This window comes from Lysobacter spongiicola DSM 21749 (assembly GCF_900167055.1).
In the GTDB taxonomy this organism is placed as follows: domain Bacteria; phylum Pseudomonadota; class Gammaproteobacteria; order Xanthomonadales; family Xanthomonadaceae; genus Novilysobacter; species Novilysobacter spongiicola.
In genome coordinates, this window is record NZ_FUXP01000001.1 from 48208 (window position 1) to 64445 (window position 16238).

14 protein-coding genes are annotated in these 16238 nt (G+C 67.9%); 8 read left to right on the top strand and 6 right to left on the bottom strand.

Annotated features, from left to right (window positions below):
* Positions 1-65: 65 nt before the first annotated feature.
* Entirely contained in the window at positions 66-1196 is a 1131-nt protein-coding gene (locus B5D37_RS00275; RefSeq protein ID WP_234987653.1) for a BaiN/RdsA family NAD(P)/FAD-dependent oxidoreductase, read from the bottom strand.
* Positions 1197-1249: 53 nt separating this feature from the next.
* Positions 1250-1795, bottom strand: a complete 546-nt coding sequence (locus B5D37_RS00280; protein WP_078756731.1) for a YaeQ family protein — start codon at positions 1793-1795, stop codon at positions 1250-1252.
* A gap of 146 nt (positions 1796-1941) precedes the next feature.
* Between B5D37_RS00280 and B5D37_RS00285 the strand changes: the two genes are divergently transcribed.
* From B5D37_RS00285 to B5D37_RS00295, 3 genes are all read left to right on the top strand, one after another.
* Positions 1942-3267, top strand: a complete 1326-nt coding sequence (locus B5D37_RS00285; RefSeq protein ID WP_078756732.1) for an erythromycin esterase family protein — start codon at positions 1942-1944, stop codon at positions 3265-3267.
* A 95-nt stretch (positions 3268-3362) separates the two neighbouring features.
* Positions 3363-4250, top strand: coding sequence for a pseudouridine synthase (locus tag B5D37_RS00290; protein ID WP_234987654.1), 888 nt, complete (start codon positions 3363-3365; stop codon positions 4248-4250).
* A gap of 53 nt (positions 4251-4303) precedes the next feature.
* Complete coding sequence (locus B5D37_RS00295) at positions 4304-4786, top strand: DUF421 domain-containing protein (RefSeq protein ID WP_200809154.1); 483 nt, start codon at positions 4304-4306, stop codon at positions 4784-4786.
* A 24-nt stretch (positions 4787-4810) separates the two neighbouring features.
* On the opposite strand, the gene B5D37_RS00300 is transcribed toward B5D37_RS00295, so the two are convergent.
* The 3 genes from B5D37_RS00300 to B5D37_RS14850 all read right to left on the bottom strand — a co-directional run bounded on the left by B5D37_RS00300 (position 4811) and on the right by B5D37_RS14850 (position 7460).
* Positions 4811-5254 carry an MgtC/SapB family protein gene (locus tag B5D37_RS00300; RefSeq protein WP_078756734.1) on the bottom strand — a complete coding sequence of 148 codons (444 nt, stop codon included), beginning with the start codon at positions 5252-5254 and terminating at the stop codon, positions 4811-4813.
* Positions 5255-7210, bottom strand: a complete 1956-nt coding sequence (locus B5D37_RS00305; RefSeq protein WP_078756735.1) for a DEAD/DEAH box helicase — start codon at positions 7208-7210, stop codon at positions 5255-5257.
* Positions 7211-7292: 82 nt separating this feature from the next.
* A complete protein-coding gene (locus B5D37_RS14850; protein ID WP_200809155.1) occupies positions 7293-7460 on the bottom strand; it encodes a hypothetical protein in 168 nt (55 codons plus the stop codon).
* A 110-nt stretch (positions 7461-7570) separates the two neighbouring features.
* On the opposite strand from B5D37_RS14850, the gene B5D37_RS00310 reads away from it, so the two are divergent.
* The 5 genes from B5D37_RS00310 (at position 7571) to B5D37_RS00330 (ending at position 15116) form a co-directional block, all read left to right on the top strand.
* On the top strand, positions 7571-9130 hold the full coding sequence (locus tag B5D37_RS00310; RefSeq protein ID WP_078756736.1) for a protein adenylyltransferase SelO: 1560 nt from the start codon (positions 7571-7573) through the stop codon (positions 9128-9130).
* A gap of 280 nt (positions 9131-9410) precedes the next feature.
* Positions 9411-11315 (top strand): ribosomal protection-like ABC-F family protein, encoded by a 1905-nt coding sequence (gene abc-f, locus B5D37_RS00315; protein ID WP_078756737.1) that lies wholly within the window; start codon positions 9411-9413, stop codon positions 11313-11315.
* A gap of 66 nt (positions 11316-11381) precedes the next feature.
* Positions 11382-11999 (top strand): alpha-ketoglutarate-dependent dioxygenase AlkB family protein, encoded by a 618-nt coding sequence (locus B5D37_RS00320; RefSeq protein ID WP_078756738.1) that lies wholly within the window; start codon positions 11382-11384, stop codon positions 11997-11999.
* A 9-nt stretch (positions 12000-12008) separates the two neighbouring features.
* Complete coding sequence (locus tag B5D37_RS00325; RefSeq protein WP_078756739.1) at positions 12009-12578, top strand: 2'-5' RNA ligase family protein; 570 nt, start codon at positions 12009-12011, stop codon at positions 12576-12578.
* Positions 12579-12593: 15 nt separating this feature from the next.
* Entirely contained in the window at positions 12594-15116 is a 2523-nt protein-coding gene (locus B5D37_RS00330; RefSeq protein WP_078757408.1) for an excinuclease ABC subunit UvrA, read from the top strand.
* A 40-nt stretch (positions 15117-15156) separates the two neighbouring features.
* Here B5D37_RS00330 and B5D37_RS00335 read toward each other — a convergent pair whose 3' ends face one another.
* A complete protein-coding gene (locus tag B5D37_RS00335) occupies positions 15157-16212 on the bottom strand; it encodes a lipid A deacylase LpxR family protein (RefSeq protein ID WP_078756740.1) in 1056 nt (351 codons plus the stop codon).
* Positions 16213-16238: the final 26 nt, after the last annotated feature.

A 16238-nucleotide genomic window follows, 5' to 3' on the forward strand; every position in this document is an offset into this window, starting at 1 on the left:
GCGATGCCGGAAGCTGAAGGTGGCGGCAAGTTAGCGCAGCGTGAAGGGCAGCGCCAGCTCCGGCCTCAGAGGGCGCTACCCGCGGCGTGGCCGGAGGCCCAGGCCCACTGGAAGTTGTATCCGCCCAGCCATCCGGTGACGTCGAGCACTTCACCAATGAAATACAGCCCCGGCACCTGCCGCGATTCCATGGTGCTCGAGGAGACTCCGGCAGTGTCGACACCGCCGAGCGTGACTTCCGCCGTCCGGTAGCCTTCGGTCCCGCTGGCGACGAGCGGCCACGCGGCGAGCGTCGCCGCCATCTCACGCAACCGCGGCAGGTTGTACTGCCGCATGGGACGGTTTGGCAGCCACACCTCGCACAGCCGCTGGGCGAACCGCTTGGGCAGGAGTTCGCCCAGCAGGGTCTTGAGCTCCGCAGCCGGTCGCTCCGCCTGCCACTGTTGCAGCACGTCGAGCGCGTCTCGCCCGGGCAACAGGTCGATCGACAGCGGGTCACCCGGCTCCCAGTAGGAGGAGATCTGCAGGATGGCTGGCCCGCTGACGCCACGGTGCGTGATCAGCATCGAATTGCTGAAGACCTGTCCGTTGCTGGTCGCCGTCACCGCAAACGCGACGCCGCTGAGATCCGCCAATTGCTCCAGCGGGCGACCACTCAGGGTCAGCGGCACCAGCCCCGCGCGCGTAGGCAGTACGTCATGGCCGAACTGGCGTGCCAGCTGGTATCCGAATCCCGAAGCACCCATGGCCGGAATCGACAACCCACCGCTTGCGACTACCAGTGCGTCCGAACGGAAAACGCCACGGTTGGTGCGTACCTCGTATCCCGGATTCCGCGCCTGCACCTGTTCGATGCTGCAACCCGTCTCCACGCGCACGCCGGCGCTGGCGCATTCGTCCAGCAGCATCCTGACGATGAGCTTGGATGATTCGTCGCAGAAGAGCTGTCCCAGTTCCTTCTCGTGGTAGGCGATGCGATGGCGCTCCACCATGTCGATGAAGTGCCACGGGCTGTAGCGGGCGAGGGCGGACTTGCAGAAGTGCGGGTTCGCCGAGAGGTAGTTTTCAGGCGTGGTGCCGGTGTTGGTGAAGTTGCAGCGCCCGCCGCCGGACATGAGGATCTTCTTGCCGACGCGGTTGGCGTGTTCCACCACCAGAACCCGCTTGCCACGCCTGCCTGCGGTGATCGCACACATGAGACCGGCGGCGCCGCCCCCGACAATCAGCGCATCGTAGTGCTCCACCACGCTCAGGCGGCGGCCATGCGCACCGTCGGTCGCAGCGATGTGCTGCCGCGATCACCCATCAGCTGCAGCTCCCCGTCCTGGATGAGTGCATTGAGGCGCATGCCGCGTTCACCGATGTCCGGCAGGGCGTCGACCACCTCGGAGGGGATGTCGATCACGGTGAGGTTCTTCAGCCGGGTCAGCGAGCTGGCGATGCGGTCCCACCACAGGTCCGATGCGCGGCCACCGTAGTTGACCACCACCACCTGCTGCGCCTTGGCACAGGCCTTCTTGATGCGGGTCTCGTCCGGCTGGCCCAGCTCGATCCACAGTTCCGGCTCGCCGGTGTAGCTGCGGCGCCAGAGCGCCGGTTCGTCCTCGTCGCTCAGTCCACGGCCGAACTCCAGCCGTTCGTCGGCATAGAGGGCGAATGCCAGCAGGCGCACCATCAGCCGCTCATCGGTTTCGGACGGATGCTGCGCAAGCGTGAGCGCGTGGGTGGCGTAGTAGTGCCGGTCCATGTCGCTGACCTGCAACTCGGCTTTGACGACGGTGGACTTCAGGGCCATTAGAGGGGTGCCGGGCGGGAAAGGACGACATTCTACGGGAGCCTGATCTGCCAGGCCGTCGTGGCGGAAGAGGCGCGGTATCGCTTCACCGGCCGACAACCGCGGCGAAGGCAGCATGGGATCCGTCGTGATCCTGGAGCGCAACCATGCCGAAAGACGACGACAGGGCCGTACAGGCGCTTGCGGAAAATGCCCGTCCGCTGGGAAGTGCCCCGAGCGATCTGGACGGGCTGCTCGCGGCCGTGGAGGGCGCGGATTTCGTCCTGCTGGGGGAGGCCACCCACGGCACCCACGAGTTCTACCAGCTGCGTTGCACGATCACCCGGCGGCTAGTCGAAGAGCAAGGCTTCGATGCAGTCGCGGTGGAGGCCGACTGGCCCGACGCCCAGCGTCTGAACCGGTTCGTACGCGGAATCAGCGAAGAGCATCCGAGGGAGGCCTTTTCGGACTTCCAGCGTTTCCCCACCTGGATGTGGCGCAATACGGACGTGCTCGCGCTGGTGGAGTGGATGCGCGGCCACAACGACGGCCGGGGAGGGGCGGCCGTCGGCTTTTATGGCATCGATCTGTACAGCCTGTACCGCTCGGCCGAAGCCGTGACGGAGTACCTCGCGAGGAGCGACCCGGAAGCGGCGGAACGTGCCCGCCGCGCCTATGCGTGCCTGGACCACGTGCGGGAGCCGCAGGAATACGGCTTCGAAGCTGCCCGCGGCATGCGGCCCGATTGCGGCGAAGCGGTGCGGGGCCTGTTCGAGCGTCTGGAACAGGAGCGGCCACACGCGACGGGGACGGGATGGAGCGCCGCCGACGAGTATTTCCACGCGGAAATGAATGCGCGCCTGGTGGCCAACGCCGAGCGCTACTACCGGTCCATGTACAGCCGCCGCGGCAACACCTGGAACCTGCGCGACGAGCACATGACGGATACGGTGCTCGCCTTGCGCGATCACCTGCGTGCTACCGGCCGCAGGGGTCGGGTCGTCGTCTGGGCGCACAACTCCCATCTCGGCGACGCACGAGCGACCGAGATGGGACGCCAGGGCGAGTGGAACGTGGGGCAGTTGCTGCGCGAGCGTGCGGGTACGGCAGCGGTGTACTCGGTCGGCTTCACCACCCACACCGGCCACGTCACTGCCGCGGAAGACTGGGGTGAACCCGCCCTGCATCGCTGGGTGCGACCATCGCGGCCCGACAGCTGGGAGCACCTGCTGCACCGGACCGGACTCCCGGCGTTCTGGCTGCCCACAGCGAAGGTGCCTGCGGAGGTGATCGGCGAAGAACGGCTGGAGCGAGCCATCGGCGTCATCTACCGGCCGGACACCGAGCGCCAGAGCCACTACTTCGGCGCATCGCTCGGCCGGCAGTTCGATTCGATCATCCACGTCGACGAGACGACCGCGGTGGAGCCGTTCGACATCACCGAGCACTGGGAGCAGCGGGAGGCGCCGGAGACTTGGCCGACGGGGCTCTGAACGCGGCTGACGCAACGGGCTGCAGCTAAGCTGTGGATGTGCAATCTCAGAGATCCCAAACGGGCGACATCGCCAGCGCATTGGCACCCAGCCGATTGCAACTGCCGCCGGGCCATTGGGCGACGGTGCTGGATGCCCTGTGCGATCGGTTTCCCGCAATCGACCGTTCAACGTGGCTCGACCGCTTCTCCCGCGGTCGGGTCCTCGGGCCGGATGGACAACCCCTGGATGCGGCCACGGCATACCGGGTCGGGATGGAAGTCCGCTATTTCCGCGAGGTCGAGGTTGAGCCGCGCGTCCCCTACGAGGAAGGGCTGGTCCACGTGGACGATGACCTCGTGGTGGCGGACAAGCCGCACTTCCTGCCGGTGACCCCGGCGGGCGGCTTCGTCCAGGAAACGCTGCTGGCCCGGCTCGTGCGGCGCCTGGGCAACCCCGACCTGGTACCCCTGCACCGGATCGATCGGGCGACCGCCGGCTTGGTCCTGTTCTCCGCGAACCCGGCGACACGCACCTGCTACCAGTCGCTGTTTCGCGAGCGCCGCATCCGGAAGCGTTACGAGGCGTTGGCGTTGCCGCTTCCCCACATGGAGTTCCCGCACGTCCACCATAGCCGCCTGGCCCGCGGCGAACCGTTCTTCCGCATGCGGGAGGTGGAGGGGGACGCCAACAGCGAAACGCGGGTCGAGGTCCTGGAGCGCGGGCCACGGACGTGGCACTACGCGCTGGAACCCGTGACCGGTCGCAAGCACCAGTTGCGCGTGCATATGGCGGCACTGGGCGCACCGATACTGGGCGATCCGTTCTATCCCGCACTGCGGGAACAGGGTCCCGATGACCACGAGTGTCCGCTGCAGTTGCTGGCGCGTGGATTGTCCTTCGAGGATCCGGTGCACGGTGGTTCGCGGCGGTTCGAGAGCCGGCTGTCGCTACGGTTGCCGTGGATGCGACTGGAACCCGGCCCGGATGGATTCACGCCCTGAAGCACGCCGGTGTTGTGTCATGTCGCCCTTGCCAGAAGCTGCAGGAGGGCGTGTTGTCCGAGTGGTTCTTTGAAAACTGGAGCGACCTGCTTCGTGTCCTCACCATCGGTGTCTGCGCCTATGCCGCGTTGATCGCGCTGTTGCGGGTATCGGGCAAGCGCACGTTGACGAAGATGAACGCCTTCGATTTCGTGGTCACCATTGCACTGGGATCCACGTTGGCGACGATACTGCTCAGCGCCGAGGTGTCGCTGGCCGAGGGCGTAACAGCCCTTGCCGTCTTGATCCTGCTCCAGTTCGTCATCACCTGGTCGTCGGCCCGTTGGCGGCTGGTGCACGAACTGGTCGCGAGCGAGCCGACCCTGTTGTTGCACGAGGGCCGATTCCTGCACCAGGCGATGCGGCGGGAGCGGGTGAACGAGCAGGAGGTCCGGCAGGGACTGCGCAACCACGGCATCGAGGACCCATCGGGCGCGCAGTCGGTGGTGCTGGAAACCGACGGCAGCTTCAGCATCATCAGGAAGTCGCCTGGTTGACGTGGGCGCTGTTTGAAGCCGGCGCTACTCCTTGCTGTCGACCCGGCGCTTCCACCAGCTGAAGACGGTCACCACCAGCAGGTTGATCACCGACAGACCGATGGCATAGCCCCAATAACCGAAACCGGCCGCGGCGCCCATGGCGCCGATCATCCAGATGCTGGCCGCCGAAGCGGTGCCGCTGACGTGGTCGTCGTGCTTGAGGATGGCGCCGCCGCCGACGAACCCGATGCCCGTCATCAGGCCCTGCAGCACCCGCGCGGTGGCGTCGGGTGCGTCATCGCCGATGAACGTGCGGGCGATGAGGATGTAGGCGCACGCACCCACCGCCACCAGCGGAAACGTCCTGATGCCCATGATGTTGCCGTTGCGCTCCCGGTTCCATCCGACCGGCAACGCAAGCAGCAGAGCCCCCAGCAAGGGGAGCAGGCCGATCAGTTGGGCGACCAGCGCATCCACCGCGGGCATTCAGCGCGGCGGGCGCGGCTTGAACGGCTTGCGCGGCCCCGCACCGTGCGGCTTGCCGCCGCGCGGCGGACCGCCGGGCCGCGGGCTACGGCTGCGACCCCCTTCGGCGTCCTCCGGTCCGGCATGGCGGATGCGCAGTGATTGCCCCGCGACATACACCCGCTTGAGGTGCTCCATCAGCTCGCGCGGCATGCCTTCCGGCAGGTCGACGAGGCTGTAGTCGTCCCGGATGTCGACCCGGCCGATGTAGCGCGCTTCAAGCTCGGCTTCGTTGGCGATGGCGCCGACGATGTTGCCAGGCTTCACGCCATGGACGTGGCCGACCTCGATGCGGAAGGTTTCCATGCCGACGTCGGGTGCTGCCCGCTCGCGCGGTTCGCGCCGCGGAGGGTCGGCCTCGAACATCGCCTCGGCCCGGTTCTGCTGGCCGTGCGCAGGCGCAGGTCGCTCGGAGTGGCGGGCCGGAGGCCCGCGGTCGGGCCCGGGAGCTGAGCGATCGCGGTGGGGGCGGCTTTCACGCGGCGGGCGAGCGTCGTCGCGCTCGCGACGCTCGAACGGCTTCCCGGGCGCAGGGCGCGGCGGGGCCGTCAGCAGCAACGGGTTGTCGCCCTGGAGCAGCTTGGCCAACGCCGCGGCGATCTCCACCGCCGGCACGTTCTGTTCGCGCTCATAGCGCTCCACCAGGTCCCGGAACAGCCCGAGGTCGTCTCCCCCCAGCGCACCGGTGATGCGATCCAGGAACTTCGAGACGCGCTGCTCGTTGACGGTCTCGATGCTGGGCAGCTCCATCTGCTCGATGGGCTGCCGGGTCGCGCGCTCGATGGCGCGCAGCATGCCGCGCTCGCGCGGGGCCACGAACAGGATGGCCTCGCCCTTGCGTCCGGCGCGGCCGGTGCGGCCGATGCGGTGGACGTAGCTCTCGGTGTCGTAGGGGATGTCGTAGTTCAGCACGTGGCTGATCCGGTCCACGTCCAGGCCGCGGGCGGCGACGTCGGTGGCGACCAGTACGTCGATCCTGCCGTCCTTGAGGTTCTGGATGGTCTTCTCGCGCTGGGCCTGCTGCACGTCGCCATTGATGGCGGCAGCGGAAATCCCGCGCGCGGCGAGCTTGCCGGCGAGTTCGTCGGTGCCCAGTTTGGTCCGCGCGAACACGATCATCGCATCAAAGGGCTCGGCTTCCAGGATGCGGGTCAATGCGTCGAGCTTCTGGACGCCACTGACGGCCCAGTAGCGCTGGCGGATATTGGCCGCGGTACTGGTCTTGTTCTTGATCGAGACTTCGGCCGGCTCCTTGAGGTAGGTCTGGGCGATGCGCTTGATCTGGGGCGGCATGGTCGCCGAGAACAGCGCGACCTGGCGCGTCGCCGGGGTCTTCTTGAGCACCGCCTCGACGTCGTCGATGAAGCCCATGCGCAGCATTTCGTCGGCTTCGTCCAGTACCAGGCAACGCAGCTCGGACAGGTCGAGCGAGCCGCGCTCGAGGTGGTCGATCACGCGGCCGGGGGTTCCGACAACCACCTGCACGCCGCGCTTGAGTGCGGACAACTGCGGCGCGTAGCCCTGCCCACCGTAGATCGGCAGCACGTGGAAACCGGGCAGGTGGGTGGCGTACTTCTGGAAGGCTTCGGCCACCTGGATCGCCAGCTCGCGGGTCGGCGCGAGGACCAGGGCCTGTGGCTTGCGCTGGGTGGGGTCGATCTGCGCGAGGATCGGCAGCGCGAACGCGGCGGTCTTGCCGGTGCCGGTCTGCGCCTGGCCGATCATGTCGCGGCCCGCCAAAAGTGGCGGGATGGTCGCGGCCTGGATGGGGGAGGGGGACTCGTAGCCGACGTCGGCCAGCGCCCTGAGCAGCGGCTCGGGCAGGGCGAGGTCGGTGAACCTGATCTCCGGCGCCTCCGCCTGGGCGGAGGGCGTGCCGGCTGGAGTGCCGGGGGAAGGAGGCGTTTCGGCGCTCATTGCGTGTCTCGGTAGCGCCGGCAGTGCCGGTCGGAAGACCGCATAGTCTAGCTGGCGCAGTGCTCCGCCGCGTGATCCTGCTTCAGTTTGCCTGCGGGTTGCCGCCGGTCGCGCCGGACTCGCCGCTGTCGAATCCGGGTGCAGGATCGGTGTCCTTGCTGCCCTGCTTCTTCGCCAGCTTCTCTTCCTTCTTCTTCTTCTTGGCGATCTCGCGCTGACGCTTTTCGAACGAGTAATTCGGCTTTGCCATTGGACATGTCCTTCAGTGGGTTCGGGCCAGTCTAGGCCATGCGACGTGTTCGCACCGGTTCGACACCTGCGCGTGGTTAGGATGGTGGCCAATTTCACACGGAGAGCCCTGTGCTGGCGTTCGACTTCGACAACCGCTTCGTTCGCGACCTCCCGGGCGATCCGGAGAAGGGGCCGCGGGTGCGGCAGGTGGACGCGGCGTTATGGTCGCCGGTTGACCCGACGCCGGTGCGCTCGCCCCGCCTGCTTGCACATTCAGCCGAAATGGCTGCCCGTCTGGGTATCACGGAAGAGGAGGTCGCCTCCGTGGAGTTCGCGGAAGTGTTCGCCGGCAATCGGCTGCTCGACGGCATGCAGCCCTACGCGGCGAACTATGGCGGCCACCAGTTCGGCCACTGGGCTGGCCAGCTCGGCGACGGACGCGCGATCACGCTGGGCGAGACGGTGGACGCCGCGGGCGAACGCTGGGAGCTGCAGCTCAAGGGGGCCGGTCCCACGCCGTACTCCCGGACCGCCGACGGCCGCGCAGTCCTGCGCTCGTCCGTCCGCGAGTTCCTGTGCAGCGAGGCCATGCACCATCTGGGTGTACCGACCACCCGGACCCTCAGCCTCGTCGGGACCGGTGAGGACGTTGTGCGCGACATGTTCTACGACGGCCATCCCGCACCGGAGCCGGGTGCGATCGTGTGCCGGGTCGCGCCGTCGTTCATCCGCTTCGGAAACTTCGAGCTGCCCGCTTCGCGGGGCAGGCACGAGCTGCTTCGCCAGCTGGTCGATTTCTGCATCCGTCGCGACTATCCGCACCTGCAAGGGCAGGGCGGGCAACTGCTGGGCGACTGGTTCGGCGAGGTATGCGAGCGGACCGCCGCCATGGTCGGGCACTGGATGCGGGTGGGCTTCGTCCACGGCGTGATGAACACCGACAACATGTCCATCCTCGGGCAGACGATCGACTACGGCCCGTACGGATGGATCGACGACTACGCCCCGGACTGGACGCCCAATACCACCGACGCCCAGCACCGCCGGTACCGGTTCGGGCAGCAACCCGCGGTGGCCTATTGGAACCTCGGGCGCTTCGCCGGCGCGCTCTCGCCGCTGTTCGACGGCGTGGAGGCTTTGCAGGCGGGGTTGGACCGCTTCATCGCCGCTTACTCGGCTGCCGATCGCGGCAACACCATGGCGAAACTGGGCCTGTCGGAACATCTGGACGGGGATGCAGAGCTCATGCAGTCGCTGCTGGACCTGATGCAGGAAGGCGGCATGGACATGACCCTGACCTTCCGCGCGCTGTGCGACATCGAGCCGGGTTCAGCGGCCTTGCCGGCGTTCGACCACGCGTTCTATGAGGACGGGAAGAGATCCGCGTTGCAGCCGCGGCTGGGCGACTGGCTGGCGCGTTATGCGTCACGGCTGGAGGCGGATCCGGTCGAGCCGGCGCGGCGGCGCGAGCGGATGCGCGGCGCGAACCCGCGCTACGTGCTGCGCAACTACCTGTCGCAGCAGGCGATCGACCGCGCCACCGCCGGGGATCCGGGCGGCATCACCGAGTTGCTGGAGGTGATGCGGCACCCCTACGAAGACCAGCCGGGACGGGAGGCATTCGCCGGGCGCCGGCCGGAGTGGGCCCGGCACAAGGCGGGTTGCTCGATGCTCTCCTGCAGTTCCTGAACGAAAGCGGGGGCGGGCAGCCCCCGGCTGGTGCACAAGCCGCCCTCAGGTGTGGGCAAACGGCTCAGACGGGAGCAAAAGGCTTGTTCACCTTCTTCTCGTTCTTCTCGCTGCGCTTTTCCTTCATGGTCTTTGCCGGCTTCTTCTTCTGTTCCTTCTTGCGGTCCAGGCCCTTGCTCATCGGATGTTCCTCTTGTGGGTGGCCGCTGCCCGCTGGCGACGGTAAAGCAGTATGCGCCGCCGGCGCCCGCGCGGGGGCCTGCCCCCGTAGAATGGGCGGATGCCCCTGATCACCCTGAACAACGTCGACTACAGCGTCGGCGGCCCGCTCCTGCTCGAGAACGTCGATTTCGCGGTCGAACCCGGTGAGCGCGTCGCGCTGATCGGCCGCAACGGCGCCGGCAAGTCCACCCTGCTGAAGCTGCTCTCGGGCGACATCCAACCCGATGACGGCGAAATCCGCCGCGAGGGCGGTGCCCGCATCGCGCGTCTCGAGCAGGAGGTCCCGGCCGGTGCCGGTGGGGACGTGTTCGACGTGGTCGCCGCCGGCATGGGTGAACTCGGCGCCTGGCTGGCCGAGTTCCACCACCTGAGCCACGCTGAGGAGTTCGACGCCGAAGCCATGTCAGCGGTGCAGGCGAAGATCGATGCCGCGCAGGGCTGGAGCGCCGACCAGCGCGTGACCGAGACGCTGGACAAGCTGGGGCTGGACGGCGATGCCGCCTTCTCGGGGCTGTCCGGCGGAATGAAGCGCCGGGTCCTGCTGGCGCGTGCACTGGTGTCCGCGCCCGACCTGTTGTTGCTCGACGAGCCCACCAACCACCTCGACATCGAGGCGATCGACTGGCTCGAAGCCTTTCTCAAGAGCTGGCAGGGCGCGCTGATATTCGTCACCCATGACCGGCGCTTCCTGCGTGCGCTGGCGACGCGCATTGTCGAGATCGACCGCGGCAAGCTGACCAGCTGGCCCGGCGACTGGGCGAACTACGAGCGTCGGCGCGAGGAGCGGCTGAACGCCGAAGCCCAGGAGAACGCGCGCTTCGACAAGATGCTGGCGCAGGAAGAAGTGTGGATCCGTCAGGGCATCAAGGCACGCCGTACCCGCGACGAGGGCCGCGTGCGCAGGCTGGAGGCGATGCGCAACGAACGTGCCGCCCGCCGCGACCGTACCGGCAACGTCAGGATGGAGTTCGCCCAGGCGGAGAACTCCGGAAAGAAGGTCATCGAGGCCAAGCGCGTCTCCTTCGACTACGGCGGCAAGGCGCTGCTGGACGATATTTCGACCACCGTGTTCCGCGGCGACCGCATTGGCCTGATCGGCCCCAACGGCAGCGGCAAGACCACCCTGCTCAAGACCCTGCTCGGCGACCTGCAACCCACCGCGGGCGAAGTGAAGATCGGCAGCAACCTGCAGATCGCCTACTTCGACCAGTACCGCGCCGTGCTGCGCGAGGACTGGAACGCCATCGAGAACGTCGCCGAGGGGCGGGAGTTCGTCGAGGTCGGCGGCAAGCAGAAGCACGTCATCGGCTACCTGCAAGACTTCCTGTTCACGCCCGACCGGGCCCGGGCGCCGATCACCCGACTGTCGGGCGGCGAGCGCAACCGCCTGCTGCTGGCCAAGCTGTTCGCCCAGCCGTCCAACCTGCTGGTGATGGACGAACCGACCAACGACCTGGACGTGGAAACGCTGGAGCTGCTGGAGGAACTGCTGGGCGAGTACCCGGGCACCCTGTTGCTGGTCAGCCACGACCGCGACTTCCTCGACAACGTGGTGACCTCCACCCTGGTGATGGAAGGACACGGCCAGGTCGGGGAATACGTGGGCGGCTACAGCGACTGGCTCAGGCAGCGGCGCGTGGGCCCGGCTACGCCCGAAATCGCGGGCAGGGCGGCTGCTCCGAGCGCTGCCCCGGCATCGGCGGCTTCGACCGCGTCTCCGGCCACGCCTTCCGCCCCCAAGCGCAAGCTGTCGTACAAGGACGCGAGGGAACTGGAACGGCTGCCCGCCGCCATCGAGCAACTGGAAACACAGGTTGCAGCGATGACCACCCGGATGAACGAACCCGAGTTCTACCAGCAGGGTGCGGATGCCATCGCGACCCATAACGCGGAGCTGGCCGAGCTGCAGGGGCGGCTCGAGGCGGCGTACGCGCGTTGGGCGGAGCTGGAAGACCCGGCCTGACAGGGCAGTCGGGCACCGTTCACTGCCGGCTCATCCATTGAGACGCGGTCGCGGGATCATCGTCCCATGTGTGCCGCATCCATCCCTCCGGTAGCCCCCGCACAGGCGGGGCTGTTCGATACCGGGCCGCTCTCGCTGTTGCACGATGCCGAAGGTGGCGTCTCTTACCACCCGGGGCTCATTGACCGGCCGGTGGCGGACCAATGGTTCGATTGGCTGCGCGAGCACGTGCCGTGGAAGGCGCAGCAACGGCCGATGTACGACCGGGTGGTGGACGTGCCGCGACTGGTGGCGTCATGGCACTTGGAGGATGGTGGCCTACCCGACTGCCTGCGCGACGCCGGCGCGCTGCTGCGCGACAGCTTGGCCGTGCCGTTCAATTCGGTCGGGCTCAACTACTACCGCGACGGTCGTGACAGCGTGGCCCCGCACAACGACAAGCTGCACAGCCTTGTGGCCGGCCACCCCATCGCGCTGCTGTCGTTGGGGTCTGTCAGACGGATGACCATCCGCTCGAAGCAGTCCGGGCACCGTGGCATCCACATCGACCTTGAGCCCGGCAGCCTGTTGCTGATGAGCCACCAGTCGCAGTTGCACTACGAGCACGGTGTGCCGAAAACGCGCGAGCCGGTCGGGCCCCGCATCAGCCTGGCGTTCCGGGTCCGGCCGCCGGCGGCCGGATAGACTTTGCCGATGCAATCAGATCTCCAACCACCGGACCTGTTCGGGCCGGCGGCCGAAACCCAACGACTGTTCTTCGCGCTTTGGCCCAGCGGCGACCTGCGCACGCGCATCGCCGACGAAGTCGACCGCCTGCAGGCGAGGCATGCAGTAGGCGGGCGGCGGCTGCGGCCCGCTCGCTACCACCTCACGCTCCAGTTCCTCGGTGTCTTCTCGCCGCTGCCGCCGGACCTGTTGCACCGGGCGTGCCAGGCAGCGCGATCTGCGGCGCAGGAGCTCGCGCCGTTCGACCTGGCTCTGGACCGTTCCGGCAGCTTCGGTGCTACCGGGTGGCTCGGGTGCAGCAACATGCCAACCGGATTGCGGCGGCTGTGGGAGGTGCTGGGGCGTTGTCTGGTGCAGGCGGGCGTTCCACCGAAGTCGGGCAAGACATTGGTTCCGCACGTCACGGTCATCCGCGACAGCCGCGTACCGTTGGCGACCGGGGCGGTCGGTCCGCTGCGCTGGGCGGTGGACCGCTTCGTGCTCGTGCGCAGTGCCGGCGGCAACGGATATATACGGTCGAAGGGGAATGGCCGCTGACGGGAGTGGATGATGATGGCCACGAATGATCACGACGACGCGTCGGCCCGCCGCGATGGTTTCGTCCAGGTACGCGGCGCACGCGAGCACAACCTGCGCAATGTCGACGTGGACATCCCGCGCGAGGCGTTCGTGGTTTTCACCGGCGTGTCCGGGTCGGGCAAGTCGTCGCTGGCATTCGCCACGCTCTACGCCGAGGCGCAACGGCGTTATCTCGACTCGGTGGCGCCGTACGCGCGACGCCTGATCGAGCAGGCGGGAGTGCCGGACGTCGACAGCATCGAAGGCTTGCCGCCCGCGGTCGCGCTGCAGCAACAGCGCAGCGGTGCCTCCACCCGCTCCTCGGTCGGCAGCATCACCACGATCTCCAACTCCCTGCGCATGCTGTATTCCCGCGCAGGGGATTACCCCGAGGGCCAGCCGCTCATCCTTGCCGATGGCTTCTCGGCGAACACGCCGCAGGGTGCCTGTCCCCGCTGCCACGGCCTGGGTCGCATCCACGAGGTGACCGAGCCGTCGATGGTGCCTGACGACTCGCTGAGCATCCGGGAGCGCGCCGTCGCCGCATGGCCGCCGGCCTGGCACGGTCAGAACCAGCGGGACATCCTGGTGACGCTCGGCTACGACGTCGACATTCCTTGGCGCGAGCTGCCCCGGGAGCAGCGCGACTGGATCCTCTTCACCGAGGATCAGCCGGTGGTGCCGGTCTATCGCGACCTGACGCCGGAGCAGACCCGGCAGGCGGTCGAGCGCGGCGACAACCCCAGCTACAAGGGCACCTTCACCAGTGCGCGGCGCTACGTATTGCACACGCTGGCGAGCACCCGGAGCACTTCGATTAGGGCGCGGATCCAGCAATACATGGTGAGCACCACGTGCCCGGACTGCGACGGCAAGCAGCTGCGGCGTGACGCGCTTGCCGTCACGTTCGCCGGCCTCGATATCGGCGAGATCTCGCGGCTGCCGCTGAAGCAGCTGGCCCGCCTGTTGTCGCCGTTCGCAGCGGGCGAGGGTGCGGACGGTTCCGCCAGGGCCCTCGTCGCCAGCCGGATCGCGGGCGACCTGCTCGCGCGCATCGAGATCATCATCGGGCTCGGCCTTGGCTACCTGACGCTCCACCGCGCCTCGCCGACGCTCTCGCCGGGTGAACTCCAGAGACTGCGGTTGGCGACGCAGATCCGCTCCAACCTGTTTGGCGTGGTCTATGTGCTCGATGAGCCATCTGCCGGCCTGCATCCTGCCGACACCGAGGCGCTGCTGGTCGCGCTCGGCCAGCTCAAGGGGGCGGGCAACTCGCTGTTCGTGGTCGAGCACGAAACCGAAGTGATGCGACGCGCGGACTGGCTGGTCGACCTGGGGCCCGCGGCGGGTGAGCAGGGCGGGCAGGTCCTTTACAGCGGGCCACCGGCAGGGCTGGCGGAGGTGGAAGCGTCATCCACCGCGGGCTTCCTGTTCCGGCGCAAGCCGCTGCAGCCGCGACAGCCGCGCGAGGCGAAGGCGTGGCTGCAGTTGCGCGGCATCACCCGCAACAACCTGCAGGACCTCGACGTCGACGTGCCGCTGGGCACCTTCACCACCGTCACCGGGGTGTCCGGCTCGGGCAAGTCGAGCCTGGTGGCGCAGGCACTGGTGGAGCTTCTGGGCGCGAAGCTGGGGCAGGGCGCGCCGGTTCAGGAAGAAGGCAGCCCGATCGATCAAGAACCGTTGCTTTCCGAAGGGCAGGGCCACATCGCCGGGGGGCTCGACCACGTCCGTCGCCTGGTGGTCGTGGACCAGAAGCCCATCGGTCGAACCCCGCGTTCGAACCTCGCGACCTACACCGGGTTGTTCGATGCCATCCGCAAGCTCTTCGCCGCCACGCCGGAGGCGCGGGCGCGCCGCTACGACGCAGGGCGGTTCTCCTTCAACGTCGCCAAGGGGCGCTGCGGCAACTGCGACGGCGAGGGCTCGGTCAGCATCGAACTGCTGTTCATGCCGGGCGTCTACGTGCCGTGCCCTGTCTGTCACGGTGCGCGTTACAACGAGCAGACGCTCGAAGTCACCTGCCGGGGAAAGAACATCGCCCAGGTGCTGGACATGACGGTGGATGCCGCCGCTGGATTTTTCTCGGGTGAACCCCGGATCCTGCGCCCGCTGGAGACGCTCCTGGAGGTCGGGCTGGGTTACCTGCGGCTCGGGCAGCCGGCGCCGGAGCTGTCCGGCGGCGAAGCGCAGCGAATCAAGCTGGCCAACGAGCTCCAGCGCCAGCAGCGACGGGGCAAGCTCTATGTCCTCGATGAGCCGACCACCGGCCTGCATCCTTCCGACGTGGACCTGCTGATGCAGCAACTGGATCAGCTGGTGGATGCAGGCAGCACGGTGGTGGTGGTCGAGCATGACATGCGGGTCGCGGCAGCCAGCGACTGGGTGATCGATATCGGGCCGGGCGCCGGCGACGAGGGCGGGCGTGTGGTGGGGCAGGGGACGCCACGCGCGGTGGCGCGGGCAGCGGCCAGTCGCACGGCCCGTTACCTGGCCGCCGAACTGCCGCCAGGCTGACACAGGTCCGGTGGCAGCGCCTCAGCGGTTCGGCAGATGGTCAGAACGCGCGGCTGACGGTGAAGCTTCCATACGCCGGGAAGCGATCCTGGCCCTCGAACTCGCGGGTGCGGAAGTACCGTGCGAACGCGAACTTGGTCCGCCCGCGGGTCAGCGCCACGCCAAGCGCGGCCTCGGCGACCCACGGCTCCTTGTCGACCCGGTGGCTGCTGCGGAACGTATTGCCATCGAGGGTGATGTCCCGCAGCACGAGGCGCACGTCGGCCGCCAGGAACCCGTGCCAGGCCCAGCCTCGGGTATGACGGGCATCGACCGGAGGGGCGGTGTTGTTGCCTGCGGGCCGCACTGGACTGGAGCCGAAATCATCCGGCAGGCGCTTGCCCAGGCGGAGCTCGAACCCGCCGTTGACCTGGGTGAGCAGGTTGCCAAGTGCGCCGCCCCAGTGGCTGATCGCATCGAACTCGAGCGGGCCGGCAACCGCGACCACGGGGCTGCGCAACGACTGCTCGTGAACGAGGTTGAGCACCGGCTCGTTGTGGATCTGGTGGTCCCAGCCCTGGAACTCCTGGGAACCGGTGAGCCGATGGATGAAGTCCTGTGACGACTCGGCGAGCGACGCCGGGCCAACCATGCCGAGCGTCAGCTGGGTGGTGCGCAAGCGATCGGCCTTGCGCGCGTTGTACCCGAAGCTCACCAGCAGCGCCCCGGCGTACGGACGGTCATCCTCGATCAGGTTGGTGGGTTGCGGGTTGCTCGGGGTGAAGATGCCTTGGGCGATGCTCACCACCATGTTCTGCTGGTCGAAGCCCTCTGGCTGCAGGCGCGCGAGGTAAGTGTTGAGCCAGCGCGCGGGGCCGGGGAGGCACGGGTCGTCGACGAAGTCGCGCAGGTTGGGCGAGACCATGCTCAACATGACACCGCTGGTGTAGCCCTCGTCCTGGTTTGCGAACAGGTCGTTGTCGACGCGAAGGCTGACCACGGGCGGGTAATCTTCCATCGTCGACGCCTGCGGGCACCGATCAGCGGCATTGGCGGTTACGGCGGTCAGAGCGTGCACCACGCCCAAGGCGAAGGTCTGCCGACGGGTCGGTCGCATGGCGGGTGCTCCGTGTACCTGTTCCG